This is a genomic window from Octadecabacter algicola, assembly GCF_021532625.1.
GTDB lineage: Bacteria > Pseudomonadota > Alphaproteobacteria > Rhodobacterales > Rhodobacteraceae > Octadecabacter > Octadecabacter algicola.
The window spans coordinates 90,024-116,489 of the sequence record NZ_JAKGAR010000002.1 but is presented as its reverse complement, the minus strand read 5'-3'; the positions used below and the strand labels follow the sequence as shown (position 1 = coordinate 116,489).

Annotated in this window: 30 protein-coding genes and 1 other RNA gene; 15 read left to right on the top strand and 16 right to left on the bottom strand. The window is 54.7% G+C overall.

Annotated elements, in window-relative coordinates; all coding sequences use genetic code 11:
• Nucleotides 1-19 precede the first annotated feature (19 nt).
• Both L0666_RS07375 and L0666_RS07370 read right to left on the bottom strand, forming a co-directional pair.
• Complete coding sequence (locus L0666_RS07375) at nucleotides 20-1,951, bottom strand: extracellular solute-binding protein (protein WP_235259810.1); 1,932 nt, start codon at nucleotides 1,949-1,951, stop codon at nucleotides 20-22.
• Between the two features lie 181 nt (nucleotides 1,952-2,132).
• Nucleotides 2,133-2,648: a c-type cytochrome gene (locus L0666_RS07370; RefSeq protein WP_235259807.1), complete on the bottom strand. Its 516-nt coding sequence runs from the start codon at nucleotides 2,646-2,648 to the stop codon at nucleotides 2,133-2,135.
• A 121-nt stretch (nucleotides 2,649-2,769) separates the two neighbouring features.
• Here L0666_RS07370 and L0666_RS07365 point away from each other — a divergent pair, with 121 nt between their 5' ends.
• Entirely contained in the window at nucleotides 2,770-3,618 is an 849-nt protein-coding gene (locus L0666_RS07365; protein WP_235259806.1) for a prephenate dehydratase, read from the top strand.
• Nucleotides 3,619-3,626: 8 nt separating this feature from the next.
• On the opposite strand, the gene L0666_RS07360 is transcribed toward L0666_RS07365, so the two are convergent.
• Together L0666_RS07360 and nudC are read right to left on the bottom strand one after the other, a co-directional pair.
• Nucleotides 3,627-4,088 (bottom strand): SRPBCC family protein, encoded by a 462-nt coding sequence (locus tag L0666_RS07360; protein WP_235259804.1) that lies wholly within the window; start codon nucleotides 4,086-4,088, stop codon nucleotides 3,627-3,629.
• Nucleotides 4,089-4,138: 50 nt separating this feature from the next.
• Nucleotides 4,139-5,095 carry an NAD(+) diphosphatase gene (gene nudC / locus L0666_RS07355; protein WP_235259802.1) on the bottom strand — a complete coding sequence of 319 codons (957 nt, stop codon included), beginning with the start codon at nucleotides 5,093-5,095 and terminating at the stop codon, nucleotides 4,139-4,141.
• A 108-nt stretch (nucleotides 5,096-5,203) separates the two neighbouring features.
• On the opposite strand from nudC, the gene ffs reads away from it, so the two are divergent.
• Both ffs and rsgA read left to right on the top strand, forming a co-directional pair.
• Nucleotides 5,204-5,302, top strand: an RNA gene (gene ffs, locus L0666_RS07350) — signal recognition particle sRNA small type.
• Between the two features lie 88 nt (nucleotides 5,303-5,390).
• Nucleotides 5,391-6,410, top strand: coding sequence for a ribosome small subunit-dependent GTPase A (gene rsgA / locus L0666_RS07345; RefSeq protein ID WP_235259800.1), 1,020 nt, complete (start codon nucleotides 5,391-5,393; stop codon nucleotides 6,408-6,410).
• On the opposite strand, the gene L0666_RS07340 is transcribed toward rsgA, so the two are convergent.
• Entirely contained in the window at nucleotides 6,397-6,888 is a 492-nt protein-coding gene (locus L0666_RS07340) for a protein-tyrosine phosphatase family protein (protein WP_235259793.1), read from the bottom strand. The genes rsgA and L0666_RS07340 overlap by 14 nt on opposite strands.
• Complete coding sequence (locus L0666_RS07335; protein ID WP_235259792.1) at nucleotides 6,875-8,404, bottom strand: ankyrin repeat domain-containing protein; 1,530 nt, start codon at nucleotides 8,402-8,404, stop codon at nucleotides 6,875-6,877. The genes L0666_RS07340 and L0666_RS07335 overlap by 14 nt, the downstream gene beginning before the upstream one ends.
• 188 nt (nucleotides 8,405-8,592) lie before the next feature.
• Here L0666_RS07335 and L0666_RS07330 point away from each other — a divergent pair, with 188 nt between their 5' ends.
• From L0666_RS07330 to recR, 4 genes are all read left to right on the top strand, one after another.
• Nucleotides 8,593-8,952 (top strand): YidH family protein, encoded by a 360-nt coding sequence (locus L0666_RS07330; RefSeq protein WP_235259791.1) that lies wholly within the window; start codon nucleotides 8,593-8,595, stop codon nucleotides 8,950-8,952.
• A 35-nt stretch (nucleotides 8,953-8,987) separates the two neighbouring features.
• The gene (locus tag L0666_RS07325; protein WP_235259789.1) at nucleotides 8,988-10,751 is read left to right on the top strand and encodes a DNA polymerase III subunit gamma/tau; all 1,764 of its coding nucleotides are present in this window, start codon (nucleotides 8,988-8,990) and stop codon (nucleotides 10,749-10,751) included.
• 79 nt (nucleotides 10,752-10,830) lie between these two features.
• Nucleotides 10,831-11,175, top strand: coding sequence for a YbaB/EbfC family nucleoid-associated protein (locus L0666_RS07320; RefSeq protein ID WP_235259787.1), 345 nt, complete (start codon nucleotides 10,831-10,833; stop codon nucleotides 11,173-11,175).
• A 1-nt stretch (nucleotide 11,176) separates the two neighbouring features.
• Nucleotides 11,177-11,770, top strand: coding sequence for a recombination mediator RecR (gene recR, locus L0666_RS07315; protein ID WP_235259785.1), 594 nt, complete (start codon nucleotides 11,177-11,179; stop codon nucleotides 11,768-11,770).
• A gap of 93 nt (nucleotides 11,771-11,863) precedes the next feature.
• Here recR and L0666_RS07310 read toward each other — a convergent pair whose 3' ends face one another.
• A complete protein-coding gene (locus L0666_RS07310) occupies nucleotides 11,864-12,613 on the bottom strand; it encodes a DUF1013 domain-containing protein (RefSeq protein WP_235261383.1) in 750 nt (249 codons plus the stop codon).
• 133 nt (nucleotides 12,614-12,746) lie between these two features.
• Between L0666_RS07310 and L0666_RS07305 the strand changes: the two genes are divergently transcribed.
• Both L0666_RS07305 and L0666_RS07300 read left to right on the top strand, forming a co-directional pair.
• Nucleotides 12,747-13,376, top strand: a complete 630-nt coding sequence (locus L0666_RS07305) for a ribonuclease T2 (RefSeq protein ID WP_235259781.1) — start codon at nucleotides 12,747-12,749, stop codon at nucleotides 13,374-13,376.
• Nucleotides 13,377-13,553: 177 nt separating this feature from the next.
• A complete protein-coding gene (locus L0666_RS07300; RefSeq protein ID WP_235259780.1) occupies nucleotides 13,554-14,111 on the top strand; it encodes a hypothetical protein in 558 nt (185 codons plus the stop codon).
• A 171-nt stretch (nucleotides 14,112-14,282) separates the two neighbouring features.
• Here the strand turns inward: L0666_RS07300 and L0666_RS07295 are convergent, their stop codons facing one another.
• Both L0666_RS07295 and L0666_RS07290 read right to left on the bottom strand, forming a co-directional pair.
• Nucleotides 14,283-15,254, bottom strand: coding sequence for an NAD(P)H-quinone oxidoreductase (locus L0666_RS07295; RefSeq protein WP_235261376.1), 972 nt, complete (start codon nucleotides 15,252-15,254; stop codon nucleotides 14,283-14,285).
• Nucleotides 15,251-15,928: a COQ9 family protein gene (locus tag L0666_RS07290; protein ID WP_235259779.1), complete on the bottom strand. Its 678-nt coding sequence runs from the start codon at nucleotides 15,926-15,928 to the stop codon at nucleotides 15,251-15,253. The genes L0666_RS07295 and L0666_RS07290 overlap by 4 nt, the downstream gene beginning before the upstream one ends.
• 115 nt (nucleotides 15,929-16,043) lie before the next feature.
• Between L0666_RS07290 and rpsU the strand changes: the two genes are divergently transcribed.
• From rpsU to L0666_RS07275, 3 genes are all read left to right on the top strand, one after another.
• Nucleotides 16,044-16,250: a 30S ribosomal protein S21 gene (rpsU, locus tag L0666_RS07285; protein WP_009159816.1), complete on the top strand. Its 207-nt coding sequence runs from the start codon at nucleotides 16,044-16,046 to the stop codon at nucleotides 16,248-16,250.
• Between the two features lie 121 nt (nucleotides 16,251-16,371).
• On the top strand, nucleotides 16,372-16,734 hold the full coding sequence (locus L0666_RS07280) for a DUF1304 domain-containing protein (protein WP_235259774.1): 363 nt from the start codon (nucleotides 16,372-16,374) through the stop codon (nucleotides 16,732-16,734).
• Nucleotides 16,735-16,761: 27 nt separating this feature from the next.
• Entirely contained in the window at nucleotides 16,762-17,175 is a 414-nt protein-coding gene (locus L0666_RS07275) for a hypothetical protein (protein ID WP_235259772.1), read from the top strand.
• Here the strand turns inward: L0666_RS07275 and L0666_RS07270 are convergent.
• The 4 genes from L0666_RS07270 to L0666_RS07255 all read right to left on the bottom strand — a co-directional run bounded on the left by L0666_RS07270 (nucleotide 17,172) and on the right by L0666_RS07255 (nucleotide 19,416).
• Nucleotides 17,172-17,630 carry an Lrp/AsnC family transcriptional regulator gene (locus tag L0666_RS07270; protein ID WP_235261374.1) on the bottom strand — a complete coding sequence of 153 codons (459 nt, stop codon included), beginning with the start codon at nucleotides 17,628-17,630 and terminating at the stop codon, nucleotides 17,172-17,174. The genes L0666_RS07275 and L0666_RS07270 overlap by 4 nt on opposite strands.
• A 150-nt stretch (nucleotides 17,631-17,780) precedes the next feature.
• Entirely contained in the window at nucleotides 17,781-18,149 is a 369-nt protein-coding gene (mscL, locus tag L0666_RS07265) for a large conductance mechanosensitive channel protein MscL (protein ID WP_216037800.1), read from the bottom strand.
• Nucleotides 18,150-18,303: 154 nt separating this feature from the next.
• Nucleotides 18,304-18,750, bottom strand: a complete 447-nt coding sequence (locus L0666_RS07260) for a YtoQ family protein (RefSeq protein ID WP_235259770.1) — start codon at nucleotides 18,748-18,750, stop codon at nucleotides 18,304-18,306.
• Nucleotides 18,751-18,783: 33 nt separating this feature from the next.
• The gene (locus tag L0666_RS07255) at nucleotides 18,784-19,416 is read right to left on the bottom strand and encodes a class I SAM-dependent methyltransferase (RefSeq protein WP_235259768.1); all 633 of its coding nucleotides are present in this window, start codon (nucleotides 19,414-19,416) and stop codon (nucleotides 18,784-18,786) included.
• Nucleotides 19,417-19,499: 83 nt separating this feature from the next.
• Between L0666_RS07255 and L0666_RS07250 the strand changes: the two genes are divergently transcribed.
• Together L0666_RS07250 and L0666_RS07245 are read left to right on the top strand one after the other, a co-directional pair.
• Nucleotides 19,500-20,393, top strand: coding sequence for a LysR family transcriptional regulator (locus L0666_RS07250; RefSeq protein WP_235259766.1), 894 nt, complete (start codon nucleotides 19,500-19,502; stop codon nucleotides 20,391-20,393).
• A 96-nt stretch (nucleotides 20,394-20,489) separates the two neighbouring features.
• Nucleotides 20,490-20,738: a Flp family type IVb pilin gene (locus L0666_RS07245; RefSeq protein ID WP_235259765.1), complete on the top strand. Its 249-nt coding sequence runs from the start codon at nucleotides 20,490-20,492 to the stop codon at nucleotides 20,736-20,738.
• 9 nt (nucleotides 20,739-20,747) lie between these two features.
• Here the strand turns inward: L0666_RS07245 and pheT are convergent, their stop codons facing one another.
• The 3 genes from pheT to pheS all read right to left on the bottom strand — a co-directional run bounded on the left by pheT (nucleotide 20,748) and on the right by pheS (nucleotide 24,797).
• Nucleotides 20,748-23,147, bottom strand: coding sequence for a phenylalanine--tRNA ligase subunit beta (pheT, locus tag L0666_RS07240; protein WP_235259763.1), 2,400 nt, complete (start codon nucleotides 23,145-23,147; stop codon nucleotides 20,748-20,750).
• Nucleotides 23,148-23,216: 69 nt separating this feature from the next.
• Entirely contained in the window at nucleotides 23,217-23,654 is a 438-nt protein-coding gene (locus tag L0666_RS07235) for an ASCH domain-containing protein (RefSeq protein WP_235259761.1), read from the bottom strand.
• An 81-nt stretch (nucleotides 23,655-23,735) separates the two neighbouring features.
• On the bottom strand, nucleotides 23,736-24,797 hold the full coding sequence (gene pheS / locus L0666_RS07230) for a phenylalanine--tRNA ligase subunit alpha (protein WP_235259753.1): 1,062 nt from the start codon (nucleotides 24,795-24,797) through the stop codon (nucleotides 23,736-23,738).
• A 242-nt stretch (nucleotides 24,798-25,039) separates the two neighbouring features.
• Between pheS and L0666_RS07225 the strand changes: the two genes are divergently transcribed.
• Complete coding sequence (locus tag L0666_RS07225; protein ID WP_235259752.1) at nucleotides 25,040-26,329, top strand: CAP domain-containing protein; 1,290 nt, start codon at nucleotides 25,040-25,042, stop codon at nucleotides 26,327-26,329.
• Nucleotides 26,330-26,466: the final 137 nt, after the last annotated feature.

Here is a 26,466-nt window from a genome sequence, read left to right as displayed (position 1 = left end):
TTTGCCAACTGTCGGAGCGCTAGAACGCGCCCGCAGCTCTTAATTCTTCTGCTCTTTCGGCGTTGTACCACCAGAACGAAGTATGCCCCAGTAAAAACGGCGGTAAGTTTTCCGGATACTCATAGATATCGTAATAAGCGACCGTGTGGGTCGACTTATACCACTGCGGCACCCAGAACCCCTTGGCCCGCAATACTCGGTCAATCGCCTGTGATCCTGTGATCACTTCTTCTAGACCCGTCGCGTTAATGACATTTGTTAAAAGGCGATCAACAGCAGGGTCTTCAAGGCCCATCAGGTTGCGTGAACTGTCAGCAGCCGTCTCAGAACCGAACCACTGGCGCATGCCACTGCCCGGCTCAAACCCTTGGGTCATTGTATGGTTTACAATGTCAAAATCAGACGGAGCATCCAGACGCTCAACATACTGCGCGAAGTCGACCCTGTTCAGGGTCGCGTCAACGCCCAAACGCTGCAAACTTTCGACGTAGGGGTTGATGATGCGATCAAAACCTGGAGAGGCAGACAAGAATTCCACCTCAAGCACCTGTCCGTCCTTTCGGCGCATCCCGTCATCCCCGGCAATCCAGCCCGCTTCGTCCAAGAGGGCGGATGCACGGCGCAAGTTGGAGCGATCCGTAGGGCGGCTTGCATTCGATGTCGGTGGCAATACAGCCTCATCCGTCAAAATAGAGGCATCAAGAAGCCCTTCATCAACGAGCGGTTGAAGCAGTGCAAGTTCACCTTCAGATGGCACGCCCCGCGCCTGAAGGTCCGTGTTCTGCCAGAAAGATTCAACGCGGTCATACAACCCATAGAACAAGGTCTCGTTTGACCATTCAAAGTTGAACATCAACCTAATAGCTTCGCGAACCTTCGGGTCCTGAAACCGTTCTTCACGTAGGTTGAAAATAAATGCCTGCGCAGACCCAATTGTGCCATCTGGCAATTCTTCTTTACGGACCCAACCGTTTTCGATGGCGGGGAATTCGTACCCTGTGGCCCACTGCAACGACGAGCTTTCTTGGCGGAAGGTATACTCGCCCGCCTTGAACGCTTCGAACGCTGCAGCACTATCCGAGAAATACTCATAGCGGATCGAGTCGAAGTTAGCTTGTCCGACGTTCATGGGGTGCTCTGCGCCCCACCAATTCGGATCCCGCTGATAGACAACGTTTCGATTGGTGTCGTAACTGCCAAGAACGTATGCCCCTGTGCCAAGGAACGGTACATCCGTGCTTTCATCCAGCCTTGCACCAGTTTCCGCGAACCATGCCTTGGAAAACGCGCGGTTGCTTCCGGCGATGCCGATCACATCACGGCGCGGGGCCTCAGGCGTGAAGGTGAATTGCACACGGTGTGTGTCGAGCACTTCGACTTTTTCGATGTAGCCTTCGACAACGGCCACGTATTCAGGCAAGCCTTGATCCATGATCAGCTCGTGGAAAAACACTACATCTTCGGCCGTAAACGCCGAACCATCAGAAAACGTAACATCATCGCGCAGATTGAAGATCACCCAGTCTTTGCTCTCTGGGTATTCGATCGTGGTGCAAAGATAGCAATACGATCCGTATGGGTCATCCGCCGTAGCCGTCATAAGGCTTTCGTAAAGGATCGTTGTGCCCGCTGCTGTTGCACCTTCACGGGTGAAATTATTGAAGGTATCAAATGTGCCTTGCGTCCAAAGGCTCATCTCGCCACCTTTGGGCGCGTCTGGATTGACGTAATCCAAATGCGCCATATCCGCTGGGTACTTCAACTCGCCAAAATTTGTATACCCATGCGAGATGATCACCTCTTCATGGCTATCGGCGCGCAGCATGCTCGCAGCGCCAATTGCCAGTGCTGAGCCAGCTAACAACATCCCCCATTTCGAAAGCCCCAATTGTTGGGTCTGAACTGCCGCCTTGGATCGTGGGGCATGGGGGTGCTGCTGTGTCTTGGCCATTGGGCGCTCCTGCTTGCGGAAAATTCCTTATAAATAAGCTAGGACGGCGAAGGGTTAACATTCAAGTTGAGATTACGTGACAACCTCGTGATTTGGACCGACAGCGGCCTTGTTGCCCGACGTCACAACGAAAAAGGCCGCCCAAATTGGACGGCCTTCGATAAATTCGATTGTGTCTGACTTAGCCGTCGAGGCTGTCGAGATACGCGATAAGGTTCGCGCGATCTTCGATCTTGCGCATGCCGTTGTATGTCATGCCCGTGCCTGGCGCGTAACCGCGCGGGTTTTCAAGAAATGCGTTCAGGTTCTCAGGTGTCCAAACATCGGCGGCATCGTTCAAAGCGCCAGAGTAGTTTCCAAAGCCGTCAACGGAGCCAACCGCACGCCCAACAACACCGTAAAGGTGCGGGCCTGTCGCGTTTTCGCCATCTTCAAGCTTGTGACACGCAGCACATGCACGCCACTGGCCTTCACCTGCTGCAGCGTCGGCCATCGCATAAACTTCCGCGAAGTCAGGGCCTTCTTCAACAGGTGCCGCATCGTCGCCACCTTCAACAGGAATCACATAAGCCTGTTCATGATCGCCGTGACCACCGGGGTGATAAATCTCTTCTGCGGCCCATTTGCCCAGCAAAAAGACCAATAGTGTGCCGCATACGCCGCCAAGAACTTTGGTCATTGTCATTGTGTCGAACATGTCGCGATCCACTTGCTTCCTAATTTGTGCGTCATCTATCCGCTTCCCTTGCCATTTATCAAGGTGTAGCACCGCGACCAAATGCCCATTTTTTGTGAAAAAGGGAAATTAGGGGGGAAAGATGACAAAACGCATCGCATTTCAGGGTGAACCGGGCGCTTATGGCCACCAAGCCTGCGTTGAAGCACGCCCCGATCATGAGCCCCTTCCTTGCCCTACCTTCAATGCCGCAATCGAGGCCGTCCGCAAAGGTGACGCCGATCTTGGTATGATTGCCGTTGAAAATTCCACCTACGGGCGGGTTGGTGATGTCCATACTCTGCTGCCCGAAAGCGGGCTGCACATTGTCGACGAAGCGTTTGTCCGGGTTCACATTAATCTACTTGGAAAACCTGGCGCTCAGGTTGAACAGATCAGAACAGCAAGTGGTCACATCGTGATTCTTCCGCAATGCGGTAAGTTCCTGCGGGAAAACGGGATTACACCGTTGATTAGCCCAGACAATGCCCGCGCCGCGATGGATGTCGCAGCAGGTGACGACATGACGGCAGGCGCACTAGCCTCTGAAATGGCGGCTGGAATCTATGGTTTGAACATTTTGGCCCGCCACATTGAGGACCATGACCGCAACACAACGCGATTCTTGATCATGGGCCGTGAGCCCGATCTGTCTCGACGTGGCAAACATGGCATGGTGACAAGCTTTGTGTTCCGCGTTCGCAACATTCCAGCCGCGCTTTACAAAGCGATGGGCGGTTTCGCGACCAATGGCGTCAACATGACCAAGCTGGAAAGCTACATGGTTGGCGGGCAGTTTACAGCGACACAGTTTTACGCCGAAGTCGAAGGCCACCCTGATGACCGCAATGTTGCGCTCGCTATGGAGGAGTTAGACTACTTCACCGATCACATCCGACTGATGGGTGTCTTCCCTGCTGCCCCACGGCGTCACGAAAAGCCGACCTCTTAACGGGCCGATCAACCGACGTACTTAGCATCGACGTCTTTGGCGAAGCCTTTTACCAGCATCTTGAACTTGTTTTCGGTTTTTACGCGGGCGAAACGAACGGATTGGAACAACAGTTTGCCTGGAATCGTCTTTGCGACGGCTTGCACCTTAACGCTCAGCCGTGTGTGCGTCTTTGACAAAGAGATAAGGTCGACCACCATCGTTCCTTCAATGCTCGGTGATGTGACTTCGATCTTCAGGGAGTTCGGGGCGTCGACTTCAACCAATTCTGCATCAACGGTCCTGTCTTTGTCGCGCAGGCGGAACTTCACACGCCATTTGGTACCGACCGTCGCCGTATCGCTGCCATTAAGGCGTTCGACGTCACCGCCACGGCGCATGATAGAGCGTTCAAACTTTTTGAAGTCTGTTACCTGCGAGTAAACAAAATCAATCGGAGCTGAGATGTCGTCGTGTGCGCTAAATTCCATTGTATCCTGCTCGTTCGTCCGGCCTTGTCAGCCTGTTTAATTTCGTCTGATTAATCTAGCGTATTTGCCAGCCAATTCTCTAGCAGAAAATGTGCGATTGCGCCGTTTCGAGCAGGCTTTATCTCTGGGTGTTCCCCATTCGCCGCTTGCTCCATCTCAGCGCGCGACAGCCAGCGAGCGTCTTCCAGTTCAACGGGATCAACGGTTATCTTTGTTGATGTCGCCTTCCCAAGACAGCCGATCATTAACGATGACGGGAACGCCCAAGGCTGGCTTGCCAGATATTCCACCTCGCCGACTTCAACGCCCGCCTCTTCGAATACTTCACGGCGAACAGCGGCTTCTATCGTTTCGCCGGGTTCCACGAAGCCTGCTAACAATGAATACATTCCTTCAGGCCAACCAGGTGAGCGCCCGACAAGCACATTGTCCCCCGATAGGATCAACATTATCACGACAGGGTCTGTGCGCGGAAAATGGAACGTGCCGCAGTCAGGGCACGTCCTTTTCCAGCCGCCATCGTCGGAAACGCTTCGAACACCACAGGTCGAACAAAAACGGTGACTATCGTGCCATTGCAGTACAGATCGTGCGGTCGCTGCCAATTCAGCATCACGCGCGGTCAGTGTCGTCATGATCGCACGTAATTCCGCGGCGTGGTTCGCGTCCGGCATTGCAGGGTGATGCTGCGTGGTAGGATCAAGAAACGTGTTCATCGCCTCTTCGTCCAGCACATCTGGGTCCCAGTGGATCAGGTTTGCCGCAAAAACGGGCCCCTCGTTATCGAGCCCCATAAACACCCGCACAGGTCCGGCATCAGCCAACACCGGATGATCCAACGGCACACGGGCAAGACCCAGACCTTCGCCTTCGACCATCAGTTTCCCCCGCCACAACAAGATACACCTTGCATCTGGGTTCGCTTCCAACGCAGTTACGTCCGCGCGTAAATGTGCCGCGCGATCAAGTCCTGAGCCGCCGAATGTCACTGTCTCTGCATGTTTCATGCCCGTTAGGTCGCATAGCAATGGGTTCGGTGCAAACACTCTGATCGATGGTTTGGCTGCTTTTCCCGAATCCCTTGCAAGAGCGCCTCTTCGTTCGTATATGAGCGTTGAGGGGTTGGCGCGGGCAAGTGCCTCGCCAACCTGGTCAGGTCCGGAAGGAAGCAGCCACAACGAGCCCCACTTGGGTCGATGTCCAACCTCTCACCTACCGCACAAATGCATCGCATTTTCTGCGGATTCTGACGAAGCAAAAGCACAGCTTTTGTGAGCCCCAGAAATAAGATAACTGCATCCCATGACAACTGATCTTAAATCTCTCGGCTGGACGGCGCATTTTTCACGGCAAGCCGAACTGATCGACGAACAACATCCTGTTCGCGTTAGTGCGGTGCATCGCTCGCGGTTGGACGGATTTTCCGCAAAGGGTGATGTGTCTTTGTCGCCAACGGAATCAGCCGGCGTCTATGCTGTTGGGGATTGGGTTATTGCTACAGGTGCCGCCGCATCGGGACCACTGGAACGCACCACCGAAATCACGCGACGCGCCGCTGGCGAAGAATCCAAACCGCAGTTGATTGCCGCCAACGTGGATACGCTCGGCATAGTCACAAGCTGCAACGCAGATTTTAACGTTGCGCGGCTTGAACGGTATTTGGCTATGTGTGCCGCATCAGGCTGCTTACCACTGGTGATCCTGACGAAAGCGGATCACTGCGACGATCCGCAATCCTATGTTCGGCAAGCCGAAAAACTATCCCCATTGCTAAGCGCTGTAGCAATCAACGCGACGGATGACGAAGATGTAAAACGTGTAAACGCGTGGTGCTCTAACGGTCAGACCTTGGCTTTGGTCGGGTCCTCTGGCGTTGGCAAGACCACAATACAAAATCGCCTGACTGGGATTGCCGACACGACCCAAGACATTCGCGAAGACGACGCCAAGGGCCGACACACAACCACCAACCGCAACCTACGCCCGACACTTGCGGGGGGTTGGCTGATTGACACTCCGGGGATGCGCGAACTGCGCCTTGTGGATGCGACCGAAGGTGTCGACGAGGTCTTCTCCGACATCACCGAGCTTGCGACCCAATGCAAATTCAACGATTGCGCCCATATCACGGAACCCGGCTGCGCCGTTCGTGCTGCCATCGATGCGGGTGATCTAGATGCAGATCGTCTTGAAAGGTGGCGCAAACTGGAAAAAGAAAACAGGTTCAACACCGCGACTGTGGGCGAAAACCGTGCCCATATGAAACGGATGCAGAAGATGTATGACAACGGCGCCGAAAAAGGCCGCTTTAAACGCCGCTAGACGCCCATTCGAACTGAGCGTCTCGCTCAACAGCACAGGACCGAACAGACCGTAGCCGCGCAAGGGCCGCGTCAGGGGCCTCACCCGTTTCAACCATCAACCGCAACGCAGCCATACCAGACCGTCCGCACCCCCCAAAACAATGGCTCAATATCTTGCCGCCCCGCCCCAGTACTTCATGGGCAAGCGAGGATGTTTCAGGCCAAAGAGCATCAACATCAGCGTTCGGGGCGCCGAAATCCACAATCGGAAGATGCCGCCAAGCAACGTCCGCCGCTTCAAGGTCAGCGCCGAAATCCGTCGCCCCAACACGATCCAGTTCTTCCTGCCCCGTCATCGTCAGCACAAGATCAGGCCCCCAATGCAAGATTGCAGATAGGTTATCCTCATAGGTGCCATACCGCCCGGGTATCGGAGACAGGGCAATTTGCCCTGCCCCAACCGTTACGGGGTAAATCGCGAATTCAGCCAATTCCATGTGCCACCACTTGCGACGGCTTTGCCGCCGCCCAGTCTTCTAAGGTTCTGCGGACGTCATCATTGCCCGCCATCTCAATCGTTTTTCGCGGCAAGGCAACGCCATGATCAAGCACTAATCGAAGGCAGGCGACATAATCCGCCGCCCCACGGTTCGGATTGTTTTCGGAACCGTGAACAATTGTCGAAAGCAAGGTGCCTCCGTAATTGTTCACATGACTAAGGTCAGGATCAAGACTGAGGAAATACGCGAGCACATCAGGTAAACCAACCCAGCCCGCAGCCTGAACAGGCGTTATGCCTTCACCGTCAGGGCGGTCCCATTCCATCCCAATCGCGACCAAAGCCTTTAGATGGGGCAACTTCTCTGGCAAGTGCAGCACCTCGCGCAGGATGTTTCGGTAGGCATCGGGGACTTTTGCGGGGTCTATAAACCCGTCAGCCGGTTTACCTGTCGCCGCAGCGGCAAGGCGTATCTCAATCTCGGTCAGGTCCGGCACGCTCCCGAGCGCTTCTATCCGTTTGCACAACGCGTCGTTGCCGAACACTCGCGCAAACGCATAAGCACTGTGACCTTTCCATGTTGCTGCTGGGTCCGCGCCATATTCCAGCAGCAAATCCAAAACCGCGCCTGAATTCATCCGTCGCGCCGCCTGATGAAGGACAGGCACACCGCGCTGAACACCGGTGCCAACTGTCCACGCATCTGTACCCTCATTTGGGTCAGCCCCTGCCTTCAACAGAAGTTCAACCATTTCGGCATTGTCAAAATCCATTGCGCGCGGCAACGCGTTGGTCTGCTTGGGGTCTGCACCGTGGGCCAACAACAGCCGAACGCCGCCTGCGTGGCCCAGTTCTGTCGAATGGTACAGGCTTTCGCCGTCGTTCGGATTCGCCCCGTTTTCAAGCAACCATTCTGCCAGCGACATGTTCCCCGCATGCCCCAGCGCCCAATACAAAGGAGACAACGGAGCCCCGTTTTCTACTGTGCCCGCATTTACGTCAGCCCCGTTCGCGACAAGCATGTCCGCAATCGCCACAGCATCATCCGCCTTCTCGGGCCAAACACTAAACATGCGCGATTTACACAGATGCACCAGAGGCGGTACGGGTCCTGCCACATTCGCGGCAAGCGTTGGATCCTCTTTCAGCATCGCCCAAACGGATTGAACATCCAAAAGCGAACACAACAAACCGAAATGGCCTCCCGCCAGATCGGGTGTGTTCGAAATCAACCGCTGAACCACTCCTGTCTGGCCATGAAACAACGCGATCTTCAGTCGCTGCAATTTGCTTGCACGATCAAACCCGACGGTTTCCACCGCCTCTTTCATTACCGGCCAGCTGTTGAACGTATTTTCCTGCGCGATGACATGCAGAAAATCAGCGTGCTTAAGCGCACCCGCAGCCCGCGGCGGATGTGCCTTCAATCGGGCACGGGCATCAGCGTCACCCATTTCATAACGAGATTTGAGCGTTTTGGCCGCACGGCGGAATTGTTCTAGGGGGTCTGTCATAGGACTTCCTCATCAGTTGGTCCCAACGGTTCGCTATTCGGGACAATGAGAAAGACCAAAAAGGCCTGTTCTAAGATCGATAAGGGTGCCGTACTCAGCTTTCCGCGAACCTGGGTGCCCCCCCTATTGGGCCTCTAATTTCTACGAGCAAACCTTGAGAAGAACAAGGCAGCCGTTAAGATGGCCAAATGAAAGAAAAGAAAACGTCTCAAGATCGTACAAACATGGCCGAGGACCGCACTGCGATGGCCAACGAACGCACCTATTCCAGTTGGATGGGCACCGGATTGGGTGCAATTGGTGTCGCTATCGGGATGAAAGCCGTGTTTGGGGCGTTCGAACCCACATGGGCGGCCAAAGCAGTGGCATCTATTTTCTTACTCGTGGCCGTTCTGATTTTCTGGGCGGCACGACGCAACGCCTGCAAAACTTTGGCTCGCTTGCAAGAGAACGACTTCGAGGCGACGTCGTCTACTACATTCACAATCCTCGCGGCAATCATGACGCTGGCTGCAATCGGAACAGGCGCTATTCTATGGTCTCTCTAGTGGACGCCAGATCAGGCAACGCGTAGCTTAACCAAATGACCGAATCCGACACCCCAAAGTACCAAGTCCTCGCGCGGAAATACCGCCCCGAAACTTTTGCCGATCTTGTCGGACAGGACGCCATGGTGCGCACGCTGAAAAACGCCTTTGCGGCGGATCGCATTGCACAAGCGTTTATCATGACCGGCATCCGCGGGACGGGTAAAACCACGACCGCGCGGATCATCGCCAAGGGGATGAACTGTATCGGTGAGGACGGAACTGGCGGCCCAACAACCGAACCCTGCGGCAAATGTGAAAACTGTGTAGCGATCATGGAAGGCCGTCATGTTGACGTGATGGAAATGGATGCTGCATCGCGCACAGGTGTCGGCGACATCCGCGAGATTATCGAAAGCGTTCATTACCGCGCGGCATCTGCCCGCTACAAGATCTACATCATCGATGAGGTTCACATGCTGTCGACCAGTGCGTTCAACGCGCTGCTCAAGACGCTCGAAGAACCGCCCGAACATGTGAAATTCATTTTTGCGACCACAGAAATCCGCAAGGTTCCGGTCACGGTGTTGTCTCGCTGTCAGCGATTTGACCTGCGCCGTATCGAACCCGAAGACCAGATCGGCCTGCTGCGCAAGATTGCGACTGCCGAAGGTGCTGAGATCACCGACGATGCTTTGGCTTTGATCACCCGTGCGGCTGAAGGGTCTGCGCGCGATGCGCAGTCTTTGCTGGATCAGGCGATCAGCCATGGCGCAGGCGAAACCACCGCCGACCAAGTGCGCGCCATGCTGGGGCTTGCGGACCGAGGTCGCGTTTTGGATCTGTTTGACATGATCCTGAAAGGTCAGGCCGCCGACGCCCTGCACGAACTGTCCAGCCAGTATTCTGACGGGGCCGACCCGATGGCGATCCTGCGGGATTTGGCTGAAATCGCCCACTGGGTCAGCGTCATCAAGATCACCCCTGACGCCGCCGAAGACCCGACAGTTGGTCCCGATGAACGCACACGCGGCGCGCAGATGGCACAAGACCTACCTATGCGAGTACTGTCGCGTCTTTGGCAAATGTTGCTGAAGTCCCTAGAAGAGGTCGCTATTGCGCCGAATGCTATGATGGCCGCTGAAATGGCAATCATCCGGCTAACGCATGTCGCCGACCTTCCCAGCCCAGAAGAACTGGTGCGCAAGCTTGACGGCGCAACGCCACCCGCCGGACCCGGTGGTGGAGGCGGCGCACGCCCAGCACCCTCGGCCCCAACGACAAATGCGCAAGGCAGCGCGCCAGCACCAACGCATTCAGGCCCAAGCGGCACGACAATGTCAGCAAGTGGTCCTGCTCTTGCGATTGCAACCGATGAAGCACTTGCTCTCTACCCGACGTTTGATCACGTTGTTGAGCTCATCCGCCGTCATCGCGATGTGAAACTGCTTGTCGAAGTCGAAACCGGCGTACGGCTGGCCGCATACCAACCGGGCCGGATTGAATTCGTTCCGTCCCCCAGCGCCACCAATGACCTTGCTCAACGGCTTGGGTCACGGCTTCAGGCCTGGACGGGTAACCGTTGGGCAGTGACTGTTGTGAACGAAGGCGGGGAAGACACGATCGCCGAAGTGCGCGACGCCGAAGCCAATGCCCTGCGCGAAAAAGCCAAGGCACATCCTATCGTTCAAGCGATCTTTACCCAGTTTCCAAATGCAAAGATCGGCGAGATCAAATCGCATCAATCAATGCAAGCAGAAGCCGAACTCGAAGCGCTGCCAGAGGTCGACGAGGAATGGGACCCCTTTGAAGACAGCTAGTGTGCAGCATCTGCCGCTTGCCTTGCACGACGCCCCCCGCCCCCTTATCTAGGGCGCAACACACATTGAGGAGTGACAGATGTTCAAAGGTTTAGGCGGCCTCGGCGATATGGCCGGTATGATGAAAAAAGCCCAAGAGATGCAAAAGCAGATGGGCGCGTTGCAAGAAGAACTTCACGACATGATGGTGGTCGGCGAAAGCGGCGCGGGTCTGGTCAAGGCAACGGCATCCGCAAAGGGCGAACTCAAGGCGCTCGACATCGATCCGTCCATATTCAACGGCGACGACAAAGAAGTTGTCGAAGACCTGATCCTTGCTGCGATCAAAGACGCGCAAACGAAAGCGTCCGACAAAGCACAAGAAGAAATGGCAAAACTGACGGACGGCTTGGGTCTTCCGGCGGATATGAAGCTACCCTTCTAAGGTGAGCCAAGCACCCAAAGATATCGACGTGCTGATTGATCTTATGGCCCGCCTTCCGGGACTTGGGCCAAGATCAGCGCGTCGTGCGGTGCTACATCTCATTAAGAAACGCGGGCAGCTGCTAAACCCTTTGGCAGAGGCCCTTACGACAGTCGGCGCGACGGCGCGCGAATGCCTGAACTGCGGCAACATAGGCACCGCCGATATCTGCGGCATCTGTGAAAGCGAGAAACGCAACATAGGCCAAATTTGCGTCGTCGAAGACGTAGCTGACCTTTGGGCAATGGAACGTTCGGGCGTGTTCAAAGGACGCTACCACGTTCTGGGCGGCACCTTGTCTGCACTGGATGACATCGGCCCCGAAGAACTCCGCATCCCGAAACTACGAGACCGGATTACCACTGAATCGATCTCCGAGGTGATTTTGGCACTCGGCGCGACGATAGACGGCCAAACGACAGCCCACTACATCGCAGATGAATTGCAAGGCGTGCAGGTCACGTCACTCGCCCAAGGTGTGCCTGTAGGCGGGGAACTCGACTACCTCGACGATGGGACAATCACGGCCGCACTGAACGCCCGCAAAGCACTTTAGCCCTAGGCGGAAACCCCACACAACAACGCTCCAAAACCAAAAAAGCCCCAGCGTTTCAGCTGAGGCTTTCGATTTCATTACGACCAGCGGACCTTAGTCTTCGTCGTCGTTACCCGCATCATCGGGCAAGTTGAAGAAGCTGTCAGCATCTGGAACTGACGTGTCTTCTTCTGGCTCTGGCATATCCGTACCCAATGAGAATGTCTCAAGACCTTCAATCGCGGTCGGAATTTTTGGCTCAGCTGCGAGGCCTAGGCTCTGCTCAGTGCTGACCAGCTTCCGGCGTTCGTCATCAGACATCACACCGCCTTCTTTAAGCTTCTTGGCAGCAGCCTTTTGTACAGCAGCATCAAGTTCGGATTGTTTACACAGGCCCAATGCAACAGGATCGATGGGTTCAATGTTGTTGATGTTCCAATGCGTCCGCTCACGGATCGCCTGAATGGTTGGCTTGGTTGTGCCGACCAGTTTGGAAATCTGACCATCAGACAATTCAGGGTGGAACTTAACCAACCAATAGATCGACGCAGGGCGGTCCTGACGCTTGGACAACGGTGTGTAACGCGGGCCACGGCGCTTTTCTTCGCCCTCAGACGCTGGGTTATATAGAAGCTGCAGCTTGTGCCGCGGGTTGGCTTCGCCTTTGTCGATCTCTTCTTGTGTCAGCTGCTTGTTAGCAATCGGGTCGAACCCTTTCACGCCAGTCGCCACATCGCCATCGGCAATGCCCTGCACTTCCAATTCATGCAGTCCGCAGAAATCAGCGATCTGCTTGAATGTCATTGTTGTGTTGTCACACAGCCAAACAGCTGTGGCTTTGGCCATAATCGGTGTGCCGCTCATCTCGTCTTCTCCTACATCAATCGACATGCCTGTCCCACGCCCTTGAAGGGGCTGACCGCATCGGGCCGGGTTCACATTGTCGGGGAACTTAACTGCTATATAAGGGCGAAGTTGATTTATGGAAAGACCCCAAATGCTGCGAATACTTGCCCTGCTCTGTGTGATCGCCCTTCCCGCCAAGGCGCAAGACGTCGCGGGGGAGTTTGATTACTACGTTTTGTCCCTGTCTTGGTCCCCAACGTGGTGCGCGATCGAGGGCGATTCTCGCAACTCGCCGCAATGCGATGACGACAAAGATTTCGGGTGGGTGCTGCATGGGCTTTGGCCCCAATACGAAAACGGCTGGCCTGCTGATTGCCGACACACGTTCCGCAATCCATCACGCGCCGACACTGCGGCGATGGCTGACATCATGGGGACCAGCGGTTTGGCATGGCACCAGTGGAACAAACACGGCAGCTGTTCTGGCCTTTCGCCTGACGATTACTACGCATTGTCACGTCAGGCCTATGAAAACGTAACCCGCCCCGCTGTCTTCCGCCGACTGGAAGACCCCGTTACGTTGCCTGCATCACTGATCGAAGAAGCCTTCATGCGCGAGAACGACGGATTGGATGCCGACGAGATCACCATCACTTGCCGCAGCCAACGCATCCAAGAAGCACGCATCTGCCTGACACGGGATTTGGAACCACGTCGTTGTGGGGCAGACGTCATCCGCGACTGCACGCTGGATGATGCGCTGTTTGATCCGGTTAGATAGTTACGACCGCAATGCGGGACAAAGTAAGCTTTCGCTGCGCTAGCGCGAATGTCCGCATCTCACCAGTTTTTCATTTTGAGCGATTGGGTTGAGACCGTTGCCTCAGCCTTACGGGTACTTCAAACTCTGCCTCAGGACAAAACTGAAGATGAACAAAGCTGGTCGAGGCCAATTTCGATGAAAAAACATCTCCTTAGAATTTCTCTTACCGCGCTAGTCATTTCTACGGAAGCGACACAAGCATGTATTATGGCTTCTCCCTTAAATATCGACGATGTGTCATTTGCTGACGTCGTCGTTGTTGGCACCGTCGAGAATTATGAAATAGTAAGAGACATAACCTTCCGAGAAAGAATGCTCTCAAATCCGGAGTTGTCCGACAGCCTTCGAGAATTGTATTCCGACCCAAACCAATCACTCCTCAGTGACTATGCGCGATTTGAAGTACTTGTTCATGAGACAATCGTTGGAGACGTGTCTCAGCGCTTTATGGCAACTTGGGATAATTCGACCTTTGCGGAGCCCGCTTTGTTGTCCAATGAGCAATTTCTCATGGCTTTTAGACGTCCGGAATCTCCAATGCCGCCCCTTCAAGGACCTAGCGCAACAATCTTACCCGCTCCGGAGCCTCAATCACTAACAGTTTTGCAGGCTCCATGTGCTCCGCCATTCTTATTCCGCAACTCTTCTGAAACTGCGAAAAGCGTTCGTGAAACCATAAGATTGGAGCGTTAGCGACTTGGCTGCATAAACGGTGCCATACCATACGCAGAACCAAGGGGCGGTCCGTACCAAACCCCAAGTGCCGGACCTCATTGGAATAGGTCTGTCAAGAGCATTACCGACATTCGCTGCGCTGTAGCATTCCGTCACTTTGGGCTCAAAGCCGCCGTTCGCTGCAATGGCTCAGCTGACTTTCAACACGATCTTCCCAATGTGCTGACTGCTTTCCATTCGCGTGTGGGCCGCGCTTGCATCTGCCAATTCAAATTCCTGATCCATAACGGGTGCAACTTTGCCTGACGCTAGCATCGGCCAGACCTGTTCGCGCAGTTGGGCTGCAATTTCAGCTTTTGCCAAATCAGACTGCGGCCGCAATGTGCTGCCCGTGATCGTAAGGCGTCGCATCATGAGGTGGGCGAAATTCAATTCAATCTTTGGCCCTTGCAGAAACGCGATCTGAACAAGCCGTCCGTCATCTGCCAAGGCGCGTACATTGCGCGGCAGGTAGTCGCCGCCAACCATGTCGAGGATCAGGTCCGCGCCGCCCTCAGCCTTCATCACCTCGACGAAATCAACCTCACGGTAGTTCATCGCAACTTCGGCCCCAAGGTCGAGGCACGCCGCGCATTTCTCGTCTGATCCGGCAGTCGTGAAAACCCGTGCGCCAAAAGCGTTTGCCAGTTGGATTGCAGTCGTGCCGATGCCGGACGACCCGCCATGAACCAAGAACCGCTCGCCAGCTTTCAGCCCTCCGCGCATGAAGACATTGGACCATACAGTGAAAAACGTCTCCGGCAGGCAGGCCGCTTGTTTTAGCGACAAGCCATCAGGCACCGGAAGACAATGGGCCGCTGGGGTACAGACTTCTTCGGCGTAGCCACCTCCGGGCAGCAGTGCGCAAACAGCGTCTCCAATGGCAAATCCCGTCACGCCATCCCCAATGGCGCTGATTTCGCCCGCGGCCTCAAGGCCAGGCAAATCGCTTGCACCTTTGGGTGGGTTATACATCCCCGCCCGTTGCAAGGCGTCAGGTCGGTTCACACCAGCGTAGGCCACTTTGATGCGCACCTCGCCGTGACGTGGTTCAGGCAATGGACGGTCGGTTAGCGTTAAAACTTCGGGCCCACCCGCTTGGGCAATCTCGACGGCCTTCATGACGGTAAATCCCATGAGCCGGGCAGATCGCTCGGCGGCGCTGTGGGCGCCTTGATCCGTGATGTGAACTGCCCCAAGGCAGACGCGAATGGCTTGGTCAGCGGGTTCTTGTTCAAGGCCGCCTTGAAGGTTTCGAACTGCATCACATTCTCTATCCGTCGGTCAATAAATTCATCCGTCGCGCTGTGATCAGGGCTATCGTCGCCCAACCAGTACAAAACGACTGATCCATAGACGGCCGACAACGTCGCGCGTTTGGTGTACCAATTTACGTCATCTGACCTATCACCCAATGCGGTCCAGATCGCATCCGCCGTCCCCCAGATCAACTTAGACCCGATAGGTGCCATATGAGGCAAAGCAAACAGTACTGATCCACGCCGCACGGCTTCTTTGTCGGTTACCGCATCAAGGCGAAGCCGCACCGCATGGGCGACTTTATCACGGAACCGCATATCGCTCAGGTCGGCCGCAGCCAAGGCAGCAACCATCGCCACGTCCCCCTCGGTGTGAAACAAGACCGCAAGGTCCACCGCACCGCGAGGACAGATCGCGCGTGCATCGTCCTTTGTCAGATCGCAATCTTCGGCGGCGGCAAAAAATGCCTCATCAGACCAGCCATCAAAGGCCACATGAGGGAGAATCGCTTCTAGCAATGTCAGGGCTGTGGTCATTTCAGGCTCCGTTTTCAGGCGTTTGCCCAATACTAGACAAATAGCGGGGCACTTGCTATATGGCGGCTTCCTGCAACTTATTGCAAATCAAACTTAGAGAGGTGGTGAAAACCACATGCAGGTTAGTGTTCGTGACAACAACGTCGATCAGGCGCTCCGCGCTCTGAAGAAAAAGCTCCAGCGTGAGGGCGTTTTTCGTGAAATGAAGCTCAAGCAACATTTCGAAAAGCCCTCCGAGAAAAAGGCGCGCGAGAAGGCCGAGGCCATTCGCCGTCAGCGCAAGCTGGCTCGGAAGAAAGCACAGCGCGAGGGAATGCTCTAAGCACCCCTTTCGATATGTTTAAGAATTAGGAAAACCCCTGTGCCGTAAGGTTCGGGGGTTTTTCATTATGAAGACGCCGCGCACGGTGATAGGGAAACGAAACCCTAGACCGGAGCCAAAAATGAACCTCATCGCAATCATCCTTATCGTCCTCATCGCAGCTTTGCATTTCTTCATCATGTGGTTCGAGATGTTTGCATGGGAAAGCCGTGGCCCCAAAGTCTTCTCCAGCCTATCTGCGGACCTGTTCCCCAAGACCACGGCAATGGCTGCCAATCAGGGGCTTTATAACGGGTTCTTGGGCGCTGGGTTGATCTGGTCCCTATTCTTGGGCAACCCGTTCTATTCCCAATCCGTCGCCCTGTTCTTTTTGTGCTGCGTTTTTATCGCGGGCATTTTTGGGGCGCTGACCGTTAGCAAACGCATCCTGTTCGTTCAGTCGGTGCCGTCTGCTTTGGCAATGCTTGCGTTGCTGATTGGCTAGGTGAATACGGCATTAAAGGATCTGAAAATGTCGACTGATGCTGGAGTAACACACGTTTTCAGGGAAAAGTCTTGGGAACCCGTTGTCAAAATCCAAGCAGATACATTAATCTACCATATGCCCGTTGCCAACGGGCACTTCGATAAGCACTTCGAGTTCTCCATCTCAGTTGACGAATTCGAGGTTCTCAAAGCTGATGAAGAACGCCGCTATTTTCTATACGCCCTGCTTCATAGCAAATATCAGTCCCGCCTCATGTCTGAGACGTTAAGGACTGATGACTTCTTCCACGACATCCTATTCGGCCACAAAGAACGTATTGAACAGCTCTTGAGCCTGCATGACGCAGAAAGCAATTTCGCGGTTTCAAATCTGGTGCACATCCTCATGAACAGAGAACAGCAGCCGATGATCGAAGGCCGCTGGTTCAACGCGCACTAAACCGGAAGCGCCGTCGTCTGCCGAACCGTCCTGAGCGCAAAAGACGATTGCATCCCCTGCACGCCCGGAAGGCTCGCCAGATACCGACGGTGTATGCGGGCGAAATCTTCTGCGTCCTCGGCAACAACTTTTAGCAGATAGTCCGCCTGCCCTGCCATCAAATGGCATTCCAATACATCCGGTATCCGCGCAACAGATTTTTCAAACGCGTCCAGCACATCATCTGCCTGCGCACGCAACGTGATTTCAACGAAAACGGTCGTCTTACGATCCACTTTGCGCGGGTTCACCAGAGCGACGTAATCGGAAATGAAGCCTTCTTTCTCTAATCTCTGGACCCGTCGATGACAGGCTGAGGGCGAAAGGTTCACCTTTTCGGATAGCTCGGCGTTGGACAAACGACCCTCTTTTTGCAGAGCCGTCAAAAGGCGACGATCTGTTTCATCAAGCTCCATGGGCGCACTTATCTCCTGCATGTTGTCAAATTCTGCGTGTTCTATTGCAGCACTAGACGATAGAGCGGAAAAGTTTGCCATCTCTTTCTACAACAAAAAAGGCCCGCCAACTTAATGGCGGGCCTCGAGAACTCGTTAACCAAATAGAACTTACTTTTTCAGCGCAGTCAGGATGTCTGCAAGAAGCTCTTCCTGTGTCGGGCCAGCTGGCTCGGCAGGTGCTTCTTCTTCAGCTTTCTTCATTTTGTTCACAGAGCGAACCAGCATGAAGACCACGAATGCGATGACCAAGAAGTTGATGATCGCCATAATGAACTTACCGTATGTGAATGTCGCTTCGCCAACGGAGGCAGACAGACCAGCAAAATCAACACCGCCCATAAAGATACCAATCAGCGGATTGATAAGGTCTTCAACCAGGCTACCGACGATCGCAGTGAACGCTGCACCGATGATGATACCAACAGCCATGTCCATGACATTGCCTTTGGCGATGAAATCTTTGAATTCGTTAAGCATTGTATTTTGTCCCACTTTTTTTCCCGCGCCTCGGATTTACCGTTAGCGCTCTCGTAGGCGGCTTATTGCTTGTTTTTTGATCAACACAAAGGGTTTATTCAGCAAATCGTTCCCCCTAAACCAAAAACGGGTCATCGTTCACGCCACATCATTATTAGGCGGGGAGCTCTCCCGTTAGCACATAACGCAAGATTTCGACCACTTCTGATGGCTCTCGCGCCATGGCAAGCGCGGCTGCGTCAACTTCCTTAAGTGCATGATCATGGTCAGGTTGTTGCAAAACAATCAATGACTTACCCAGAGCCGCAGCAAACCCTGCATCGAATGCCGCGTTCCATTGGCGGTATTTCTCGCCGAAACGAACAACGACCACATCGGCATCAGAAATACCTTTTCGTGTGCGAATTGCATTCACCATCGCGCCTTTATGGTCATGCCAATACTTATTTGGCTCGGTGCCTAGAATATTCACGCCACAGTCGTCAGATGCTTCGTGGTTGGTGACAGGGCTATTGAACTCGACGTCCAAACCCTTGGCCCCTTCAATGATTTGTTCGCGCCAATCCGTATGAATCTCGCCGGATAGATAAACTTTTAGCATGTTGCCTCCTTGGTTTGGCGACAGTTTACCCACTCAGACTTTCCGTGCCACGACATAACGTGAGATTGCAGGGAAATTACCGGACTCGACGATTTCAAAACCCGCAAACCGCAGTGCGCCTTCAAGATCACTGTGCGTTAGAAACTGCACATAAGGCGCTTTTCCAATCCATTGCATGGGTCGGACCATGGCCTTGAACAAGAAGCGTTTGAACCCCACGGACCTATCCGCGAGACATGGGGTCTTGCTAATGAAATACCCACCCGGCGGCAGCATCTTATGGACACTCGCAAAAGTGTCTTCCATGCCCTCAACAAGGTGAAACAAATTAAACCCAAGCACTGCGTCAAATGGTTCTTTCTGGCTTGCCGCATCCTTAGCCGACGCCACGCGAAACGTGGCATTGTGTACACTGCCCGCTTTCGCTTTGGTGTCAGCGATGTCGATCATTTTCGGAGAAATATCCGCCCCAACGATCTCCCTCACCTTTGGCGCGAGCAGAAGGGCTGTCGATCCGGTGCCGCACCCCAGTTCAAGAATGCGATCGTCATATCCGAGGTATGACTTCGTGCGTTCCAATGTATATTCGTACGCTGCCATGTCCTTGATTGGATCTTGGGCGTATTTGGGGGCAATCTTATCCCAAAATGTAGCGGCATCATTCATAGCATTCTCCTTTGAAACCACCCTACAGACGCATAGACCCCCAAGGAATTGACGAAATTCACAACTAATCTATACAATTTCGTATGGATATGGACGCCAACAGACTCGACTGGACGCATCTACGCAGCTTCTTGGCAACGGCCGAGACGTCGTCCTTGTCGGCTGCCGCGCGCGAACTGGGGCTGACGCAGCCCACACTCAGCCGGCAAGTCGCCGCCCTCGAAGACGACCTTCAATTGATGTTGTTTGAAAGAGTTGGGCGTGGGCTGCAACTGACGGACGCCGGACGCGAACTGTTGGCCCACGTTCGCGATATGGGACAAGCCGCCGAACGTGTTGCCCTTACCGCCAGCGCACAGCGATCCGACATCAGCGGACAAGTCCGCATCACAGCAAGCGATATCTCTGCTGCCATGTATTTACCCAAGGTGATCTCCGAAATCCGGAAACGCGCGCCGGCGCTGACGATTGATGTCGTCGCCACAAACGACATTTCCGACCTCATGCGACGCGAGGCCGATATCGCCATCCGCAATGTCCGCCCCGAACAACCCGACCTAGTTGCACGATTGGTGCGCGAAGCGCGCGGGCGTTTCTACGGCGCAACAAGCTACCTCGACAAACGGGGCCGACCCACGTCACGCGTCGAGTTGGCATCCCACGACTGGGTGTCGTTCGGCGAAGTTGCCCGCAATGTAGGCTACATGACGGCCCTCGGAATTCCCGTGACGGAGGATGCTTTCAAGACCGGATCAGAAAGTGGTTTGGTCGTTTGGGAAATGGCTCGTGCGGGATTGGGGATTTGCCCAATGGACGAAACACTAGGCGATACAACCGACGGGATGGAACGGGTCTTGAGCTCCGAACTCAAGATCAATTTCCCGATTTGGCTGGTGACCCATCGCGAGGTCCACACAAGCCCACGCATCAGGTTGGTCTACGATATTCTAGCTGATGTGCTTACAAAATCGGCATAAATAACCCTCAAAGCCGACACGTGCCTGCCCTAGTTTCACCATGACGTAAGGTTATTCCTCCTCATCGCCCGAGGGATTTCGGGCAAGGAGATTTGTATGAGTAACTTTTTCAAACGCTTCCGCCGCGACACCGACGGCGCCGTAACCGTCGATTGGATTGTCCTGACGGCTGGCACAGTCGGGCTTTCTATTGCCGTTCTTTCATCCGTAGGTCAGGGCGCCGTGAGCCAAAGCGAAAGCCTTGAGCTGTGCATGAAACGCGTCTCGCGAATTTTGACCCGCGACAACGACTGGTCTTTCGAACGCCGTATGCGTGTCGCCCAACGACGTTGTGCCGCAGCCTAACCCACCGCGTTAACCGCGCAGGGTTCCGCCTGTCGCTTTCGTTACTTTCTCGATGATCTTGGCACTTACCGCTTCGATGTCGGCGTCTTTCAACGTCGCATCGCTCGGCTGAAGGCGCACGGTCATGGCAAGGGACTTTTGGTCCTCTCCCAGTGATCCGCCAATGAATTCATCAAAAACGCGAACATCCGCGATGAGCGCCTTGTCTGCACCAGCGGCGGCATTTACCGCCGTAAGGGCATCAACAGTCCTGTCCATCACGAAGGCGAAGTCACGTTCAACAGACTGCAAATCCGGAAGCGATGCAGCCCCGCGATTTACCGTAACCTTCTTGGGTAACGGAATTTCCTTTGGGAACAGAACAAAGCCAACAACAGGGCCTTTAACGTCCAGCGCCGACAGAATTTTCGGGTGGATTTCACCAAAGACGCCAAGCACCTTTTTGGGCCCAAGACAGATCATCCCGTGGCGACCAGGATGCCAAGCATCGCCCGCCCCACGAAGGATTTGAACTTTGGAAGGGGCGCCCATCGCCGCGAGAACCGCTTCGGCATCTGCTTTCGCGTCATAAAGGTCAACATCACGCGACGCGCCATGCACGTCCTTTGGACCCGTCTTGCCGACGAGGATACCCGTCACAAGGCTGTGCTGTTCTGTTGGTTCACCGCCATGGAATGCATCACCGGCCTCGAACAATGCCATATTGGTCTGGCCACGCGCTTGATTGCGGGCCGCTGCCTGCAACAGACCCGGCAATAGCGCCGGACGCATGTGGGACATCTCGCTTGAGATCGGGTTGGCCAACATTGTTGCATCCGTGCCGCCGCCGAAAAGTTCAGCCGCCGCTTTGTCGATAAAGCTGTAGGTCACACATTCGTTGTAACCCAAAGCAGCCGTCGTGCGCCGCGCCATCTGCATGCGTTTTTGCATCGGCGTCAGGATGGGCGCCGGAACGCCTGCACGTACCCGGGGCATTGGAACGGGCTTAAGGTTTGTAAGTGACGCAATCCGTGCAACTTCTTCAACCAGATCAGCTTCGCCTTGAACGTCAGGACGCCAGCTGGGCACCTGAGCCATATCGCCATCCATAACGAAGCCCAACTTCGTCAGGGTTTCGCGTTGCGTTTCAGCAGGAATATCCATCCCGACCAGCGACGAACACCGATCGGTGTCGAGCTTATAGGCCCGCGCTGTGTCAGGAACCGCACCGGCTTGCACAACCTCGGACGCCTCACCGCCAGCGATATCAACAATCATGCGCACTGCATGTTCCAGACCTTCTGGCGTGAAAGCAGGGTCGATACCGCGTTCAAAGCGATATCGCGCATCGGAGTTAATCTTGAGCGCGCGACCAGTATAGGCGGTGCGGATAGGATCAAAGTAAGCCGCTTCAACGAAGACGTTGACCGTGTCCTCGGAACAGCCGGTGCGCAAACCACCCATAACACCACCGATGGATTCAGGACCTTCGGCATCTGAAATCAGCGTCGCGCCTTCTGGGAAGGTGTACTCTTTTTCATCTAACCCAACGAGCGTCTCACCACCCGCAGCGCGGTGCAGGCGCAACATGTTGCCCGTGATCTTGTCCGCATCAAAGACGTGCAGCGGGCGGTTTAGGTCATACGTGAACCAATTGGTCACATCCACGAGGAACGAAATCGGACGCAGGCCAATCGCCCTTAGCTGCTGTTGCAACCATGCAGGGCTAGGGCCATTTTTCACACCTTTGATCAGGCGACCAAAGAACACTGGCGCTTGGTCTAGTGTGTCTTCATCGATGCTGACGCTTACCGGATTGGCGAATGTCGCTGGAACAGGTTCAACGTCACGTGCCTTCATTGTGCCAAGCCCACGGGCGGCCAGATCACGCGCAACGCCGCGCACGCCAAGTGCATCAGGGCGGTTCGGCGTAATCGCGATCTCGATCACAGAGTCAACTTTGGATGGGTCATGTTCAGCCAGATAATCGGCAAAGGACTGGCCGACTTCTCCGGCAGGCAATTCAATAATGCCGTTGTGTTCGTCCGACAGTTCCAATTCTTTCTCGGACGCCATCATGCCAAAGGATTCAATCCCACGGATTTTGCCGACAGAAATGGTGATATCCAGACCAGGAATATAGGTACCCGGTTTGGCAACGACGACAGTAATACCTTCACGGGCGTTTGGCGCACCACAGATGATCTGCGTCGGGCCTTCGCCTGCGTCCACGGTGCAAACGCGCAGCTTATCCGCATCGGGATGCTTTTCCGCCGACGTCACTTTACCGATCACAAAATCGCTCAGCTTCGCGGCTGGATTTTCGATCCCCTCAACCTCAAGACCAAGGTCGGTCAGCGTGTCGGCGATCTCGTCCACGGAAGCATCCGTGTCGAGGTGGGATTTAAGCCAAGAGAGCGTGAATTTCATGGTCGTAGTTCCTGCGAAAAAGGTGTTGCGGGCGGTGTACCCTATGGGCGTGTCAGGGGCTAGGGGCCTTTAGGAACGCGGCTCGATCTGCCGCCCGTCGAGGTCTTCGATCAATTGGAAGAATTCAAACACCAGCATCATCTCGGGATCAAATTTATGATCCTTCTTAATCGCTGCTTTGGTGGCTTTGCGCCATCCAATGAAATCATCCCGTCCCAGATCGGAATGCGCCATGTTGGTGTTCACATCGCAGTAACGGACCTGCTGAACTTTGACGGTCTTCACGATCAACGCGGGGGTGTTGTTCCAATGGGCAACAATATCGGTACGACCCACGACGGGCATGGCCTCAGGTGCGCCCTCAAAATCCGCCAACGGCGCACAAACTGCCCGCTTGCCACCACGACGCACGAGATTAATCTGCGCCGTGCAGCTTTCGGCATCATGGCCAAGCTTGAACGTCCCTGCGCCGGGGTATGTTTCTTGGAGATCTTCGTATTCAGGCATGTTGTGCCCTTTCAGTTTTTTTTGGCGCCATCCTCGAACAGGAGAATTGGGCGCTCTCCAGCCTAGCTGGATTAAACTAGTCTACCCACCATGTACCGTCGGCACCTGAAGTGCAGAGAAACCGTAATGCTTCAGCCAACGCAGGTCGCTCTCAAAGAACGCCCGCAAATCAGGAATGCCGTATTTCAGCATGGCGATGCGGTCGATGCCCATGCCAAAGGCAAAGCCTTGGTATTCGTCAGGGTCGATGCCGCCAGCCCGCAAGACTTTGGGGTGGACCATGCCTGAACCAAGAACTTCGAGCCAATCGTCCCCCTCGCCCACTTTGACGGTACCGCCTGAGAAGTCGCACTGAATATCAACTTCCGCGGATGGTTCCGTGAACGGGAAGTGGGAGGCGCGGAAACGGGTCTTAACCTCGGTGCCGAAATAGGCGGTAAAGAACTCCTCAAGCGTCCATTTCAAGTTCGCCATTGAGATGTCTTTGTCGATGGCCAGACCTTCGATCTGGTGGAACATCGGCGTGTGCGTCTGGTCGTAATCCGCCCGATAAACGCGACCCGGACAGATGATGCGGATCGGCGCGCCTTGTGCTTCCATGCTTCGGATTTGCACGGGGCTGGTGTGGGTGCGCAGCACGTGCGGCGGGCGATTATCGCCTTCGTCACGATGCATATAGAACGTGTCCATCTCGGCTCGCGCAGGGTGGTGGCCGGGGATATTCAAGGCATCAAAGTTATACCAATCGGTATCGATCTGTGGGCCTTCCGCAGTCGCGAACCCCATGTCGGCAAAGATCGCGGTGCATTCTTCCCAAACCTGCGACACAGGGTGAATCGTGCCCTGACGGCGATCTCGCGCAGGCAGAGTCACATCGAGCCATTCCGTGCGAAGACGCTCATCAAGCGCCGCATCGGCAAGACCAGCTTTCTTTGCCGTCAACGCGGCATTGATCTCATCCTTAAGGGCATTGAGCGCCGGCCCTGCCACTTGGCGTTCCTCTGGTGTCATCTTACCCAAAGAGCGCATTTGCAGGCTGATCTCGCCCTTTTTGCCGACGGCCTGTACACGCAGGTCCTCAAGCGTGGCTTCGTCGCCAGCTTTGCCAATCAGGTCGAGGTATTTTGATTTGAGATCGTCCATGTGCGTGCCCTTTATCGCTTGAGGTTCAGGTAGCGAAATGGCGGCGGGGTTGCAAGGTTTCGCGCATATCGCGCCCACCCACGTTGTTTACTTTATGGGTATGGCAGAGATCGGCTTACAGATCAGCGACAGGACGCTGGCTCAAGGCGCAGTTCATTGGCATTGCCCAGTCAGCGCCTTACTCTTGTCCCATTAACATAAGAAGAAACAACCAATACCGCCACAGAAGACAGGAAGACACGATGAGCTACGCTGATGAATTCGAAAGATATATGTTGGAGCTCGTCAACGCGGAACGCACAAGCCTTGGGCTGGGCGCGTTGGAATTGGAACTGCATCTGAACGACTCCGCTGAGGTTCACTCAGACTGGATGCTGGACGCGAACGTTTTTTCACACACAGGAGAGAGCGACTCGACCCCAACACAGCGCATGGTAGCCGCAGGCTTTGACTTCTATTGGTCGTGGGGCACCGGTGAAAACATTGCCATTCAAACAACCCGTGGCGAAGAAGGGTTTATGGACGACGTTGAGGACTTGCACATTGCCTTGATGAATAGCCCTCTCCATCGCGACAACATCCTGAATCCTGACTTCGAATATGTCGGCATCGGGATATCTGTTGCTGATTACACCTACCAAGTCGAAAACGAGAATGGCGAACTGGAAGATTACACAGGTCAATCGATCATCGTGACGCAGAATTTCGCATACACATTGGGTCAGGTCGAACTTGACCTGACGGCTGACGATTTCGAAGAAACTACAACGGGCACATCTTTGGTTGATGTTCTGGTGGGATCTACCGGGGTCGACTTGATGTCAGGCCTTGAGGGGAACGATAGACTAATAGGTGGCCGCGAAGGCGATCTTTTGTTTGGCGGTGATGGGAATGATGTTCTCATCGGGCAACATGGCGATGATTTTCTGTCTGGTGGTAACGGCAACGATCAGATGATCGGTGGCGTTGGGGCTGACACATATGACGGCGGCGCAGGTGAAGATCGCGTGCAATATGGCTCCGCTGGCACAGGCGTCACCGCAGACCTTGGCGACGCAACACAAAACACAGGGGACGCCGCTGGTGATACGTATGCCTCCATCGAGCGCCTTCGCGGATCAAATTTCGATGACGTGCTTCGCGGCGATGATGCTGACAACGTCCTTTGGGGCGTTAATGGTGACGATCAAATGGACGGGAATGGGGGCGACGATGTGCTGTTTGGCATGAATGGCGACGACACCCTACGAGGTATGGATGGCGATGACCGCATGTACGGCGGCGCCGGAAGCGATGTTTTCGTATTCGAAGACGGGTTTGGAACGGACGTCGTTCTTGATTTCAACGTAGCCGATGCAGCAGAGAAAATATCATTAGCGGACGTGACCGCCATTGATGACTTTGCAGATCTAATGACGAACCACATAAGACAAACCGGCAACAACACAGTGATCGTCGACCTGCAAAGCAATCGAATTGTACTGCGCAATGTTGACGTGACGGACCTGACTGTCGATGACTTTCTATTCTAAAGCTTGATTCCCGCCTTGGCCGACTTCAACGCGGGTTGCCCAATGTCACTCTAACTGCCGAAATCAAATGCTTCACGGCCAAACAGACAGGGTTGCAAGATCTACCGAGACTCGCATTGTGTCTAAAAGCCGAGGAT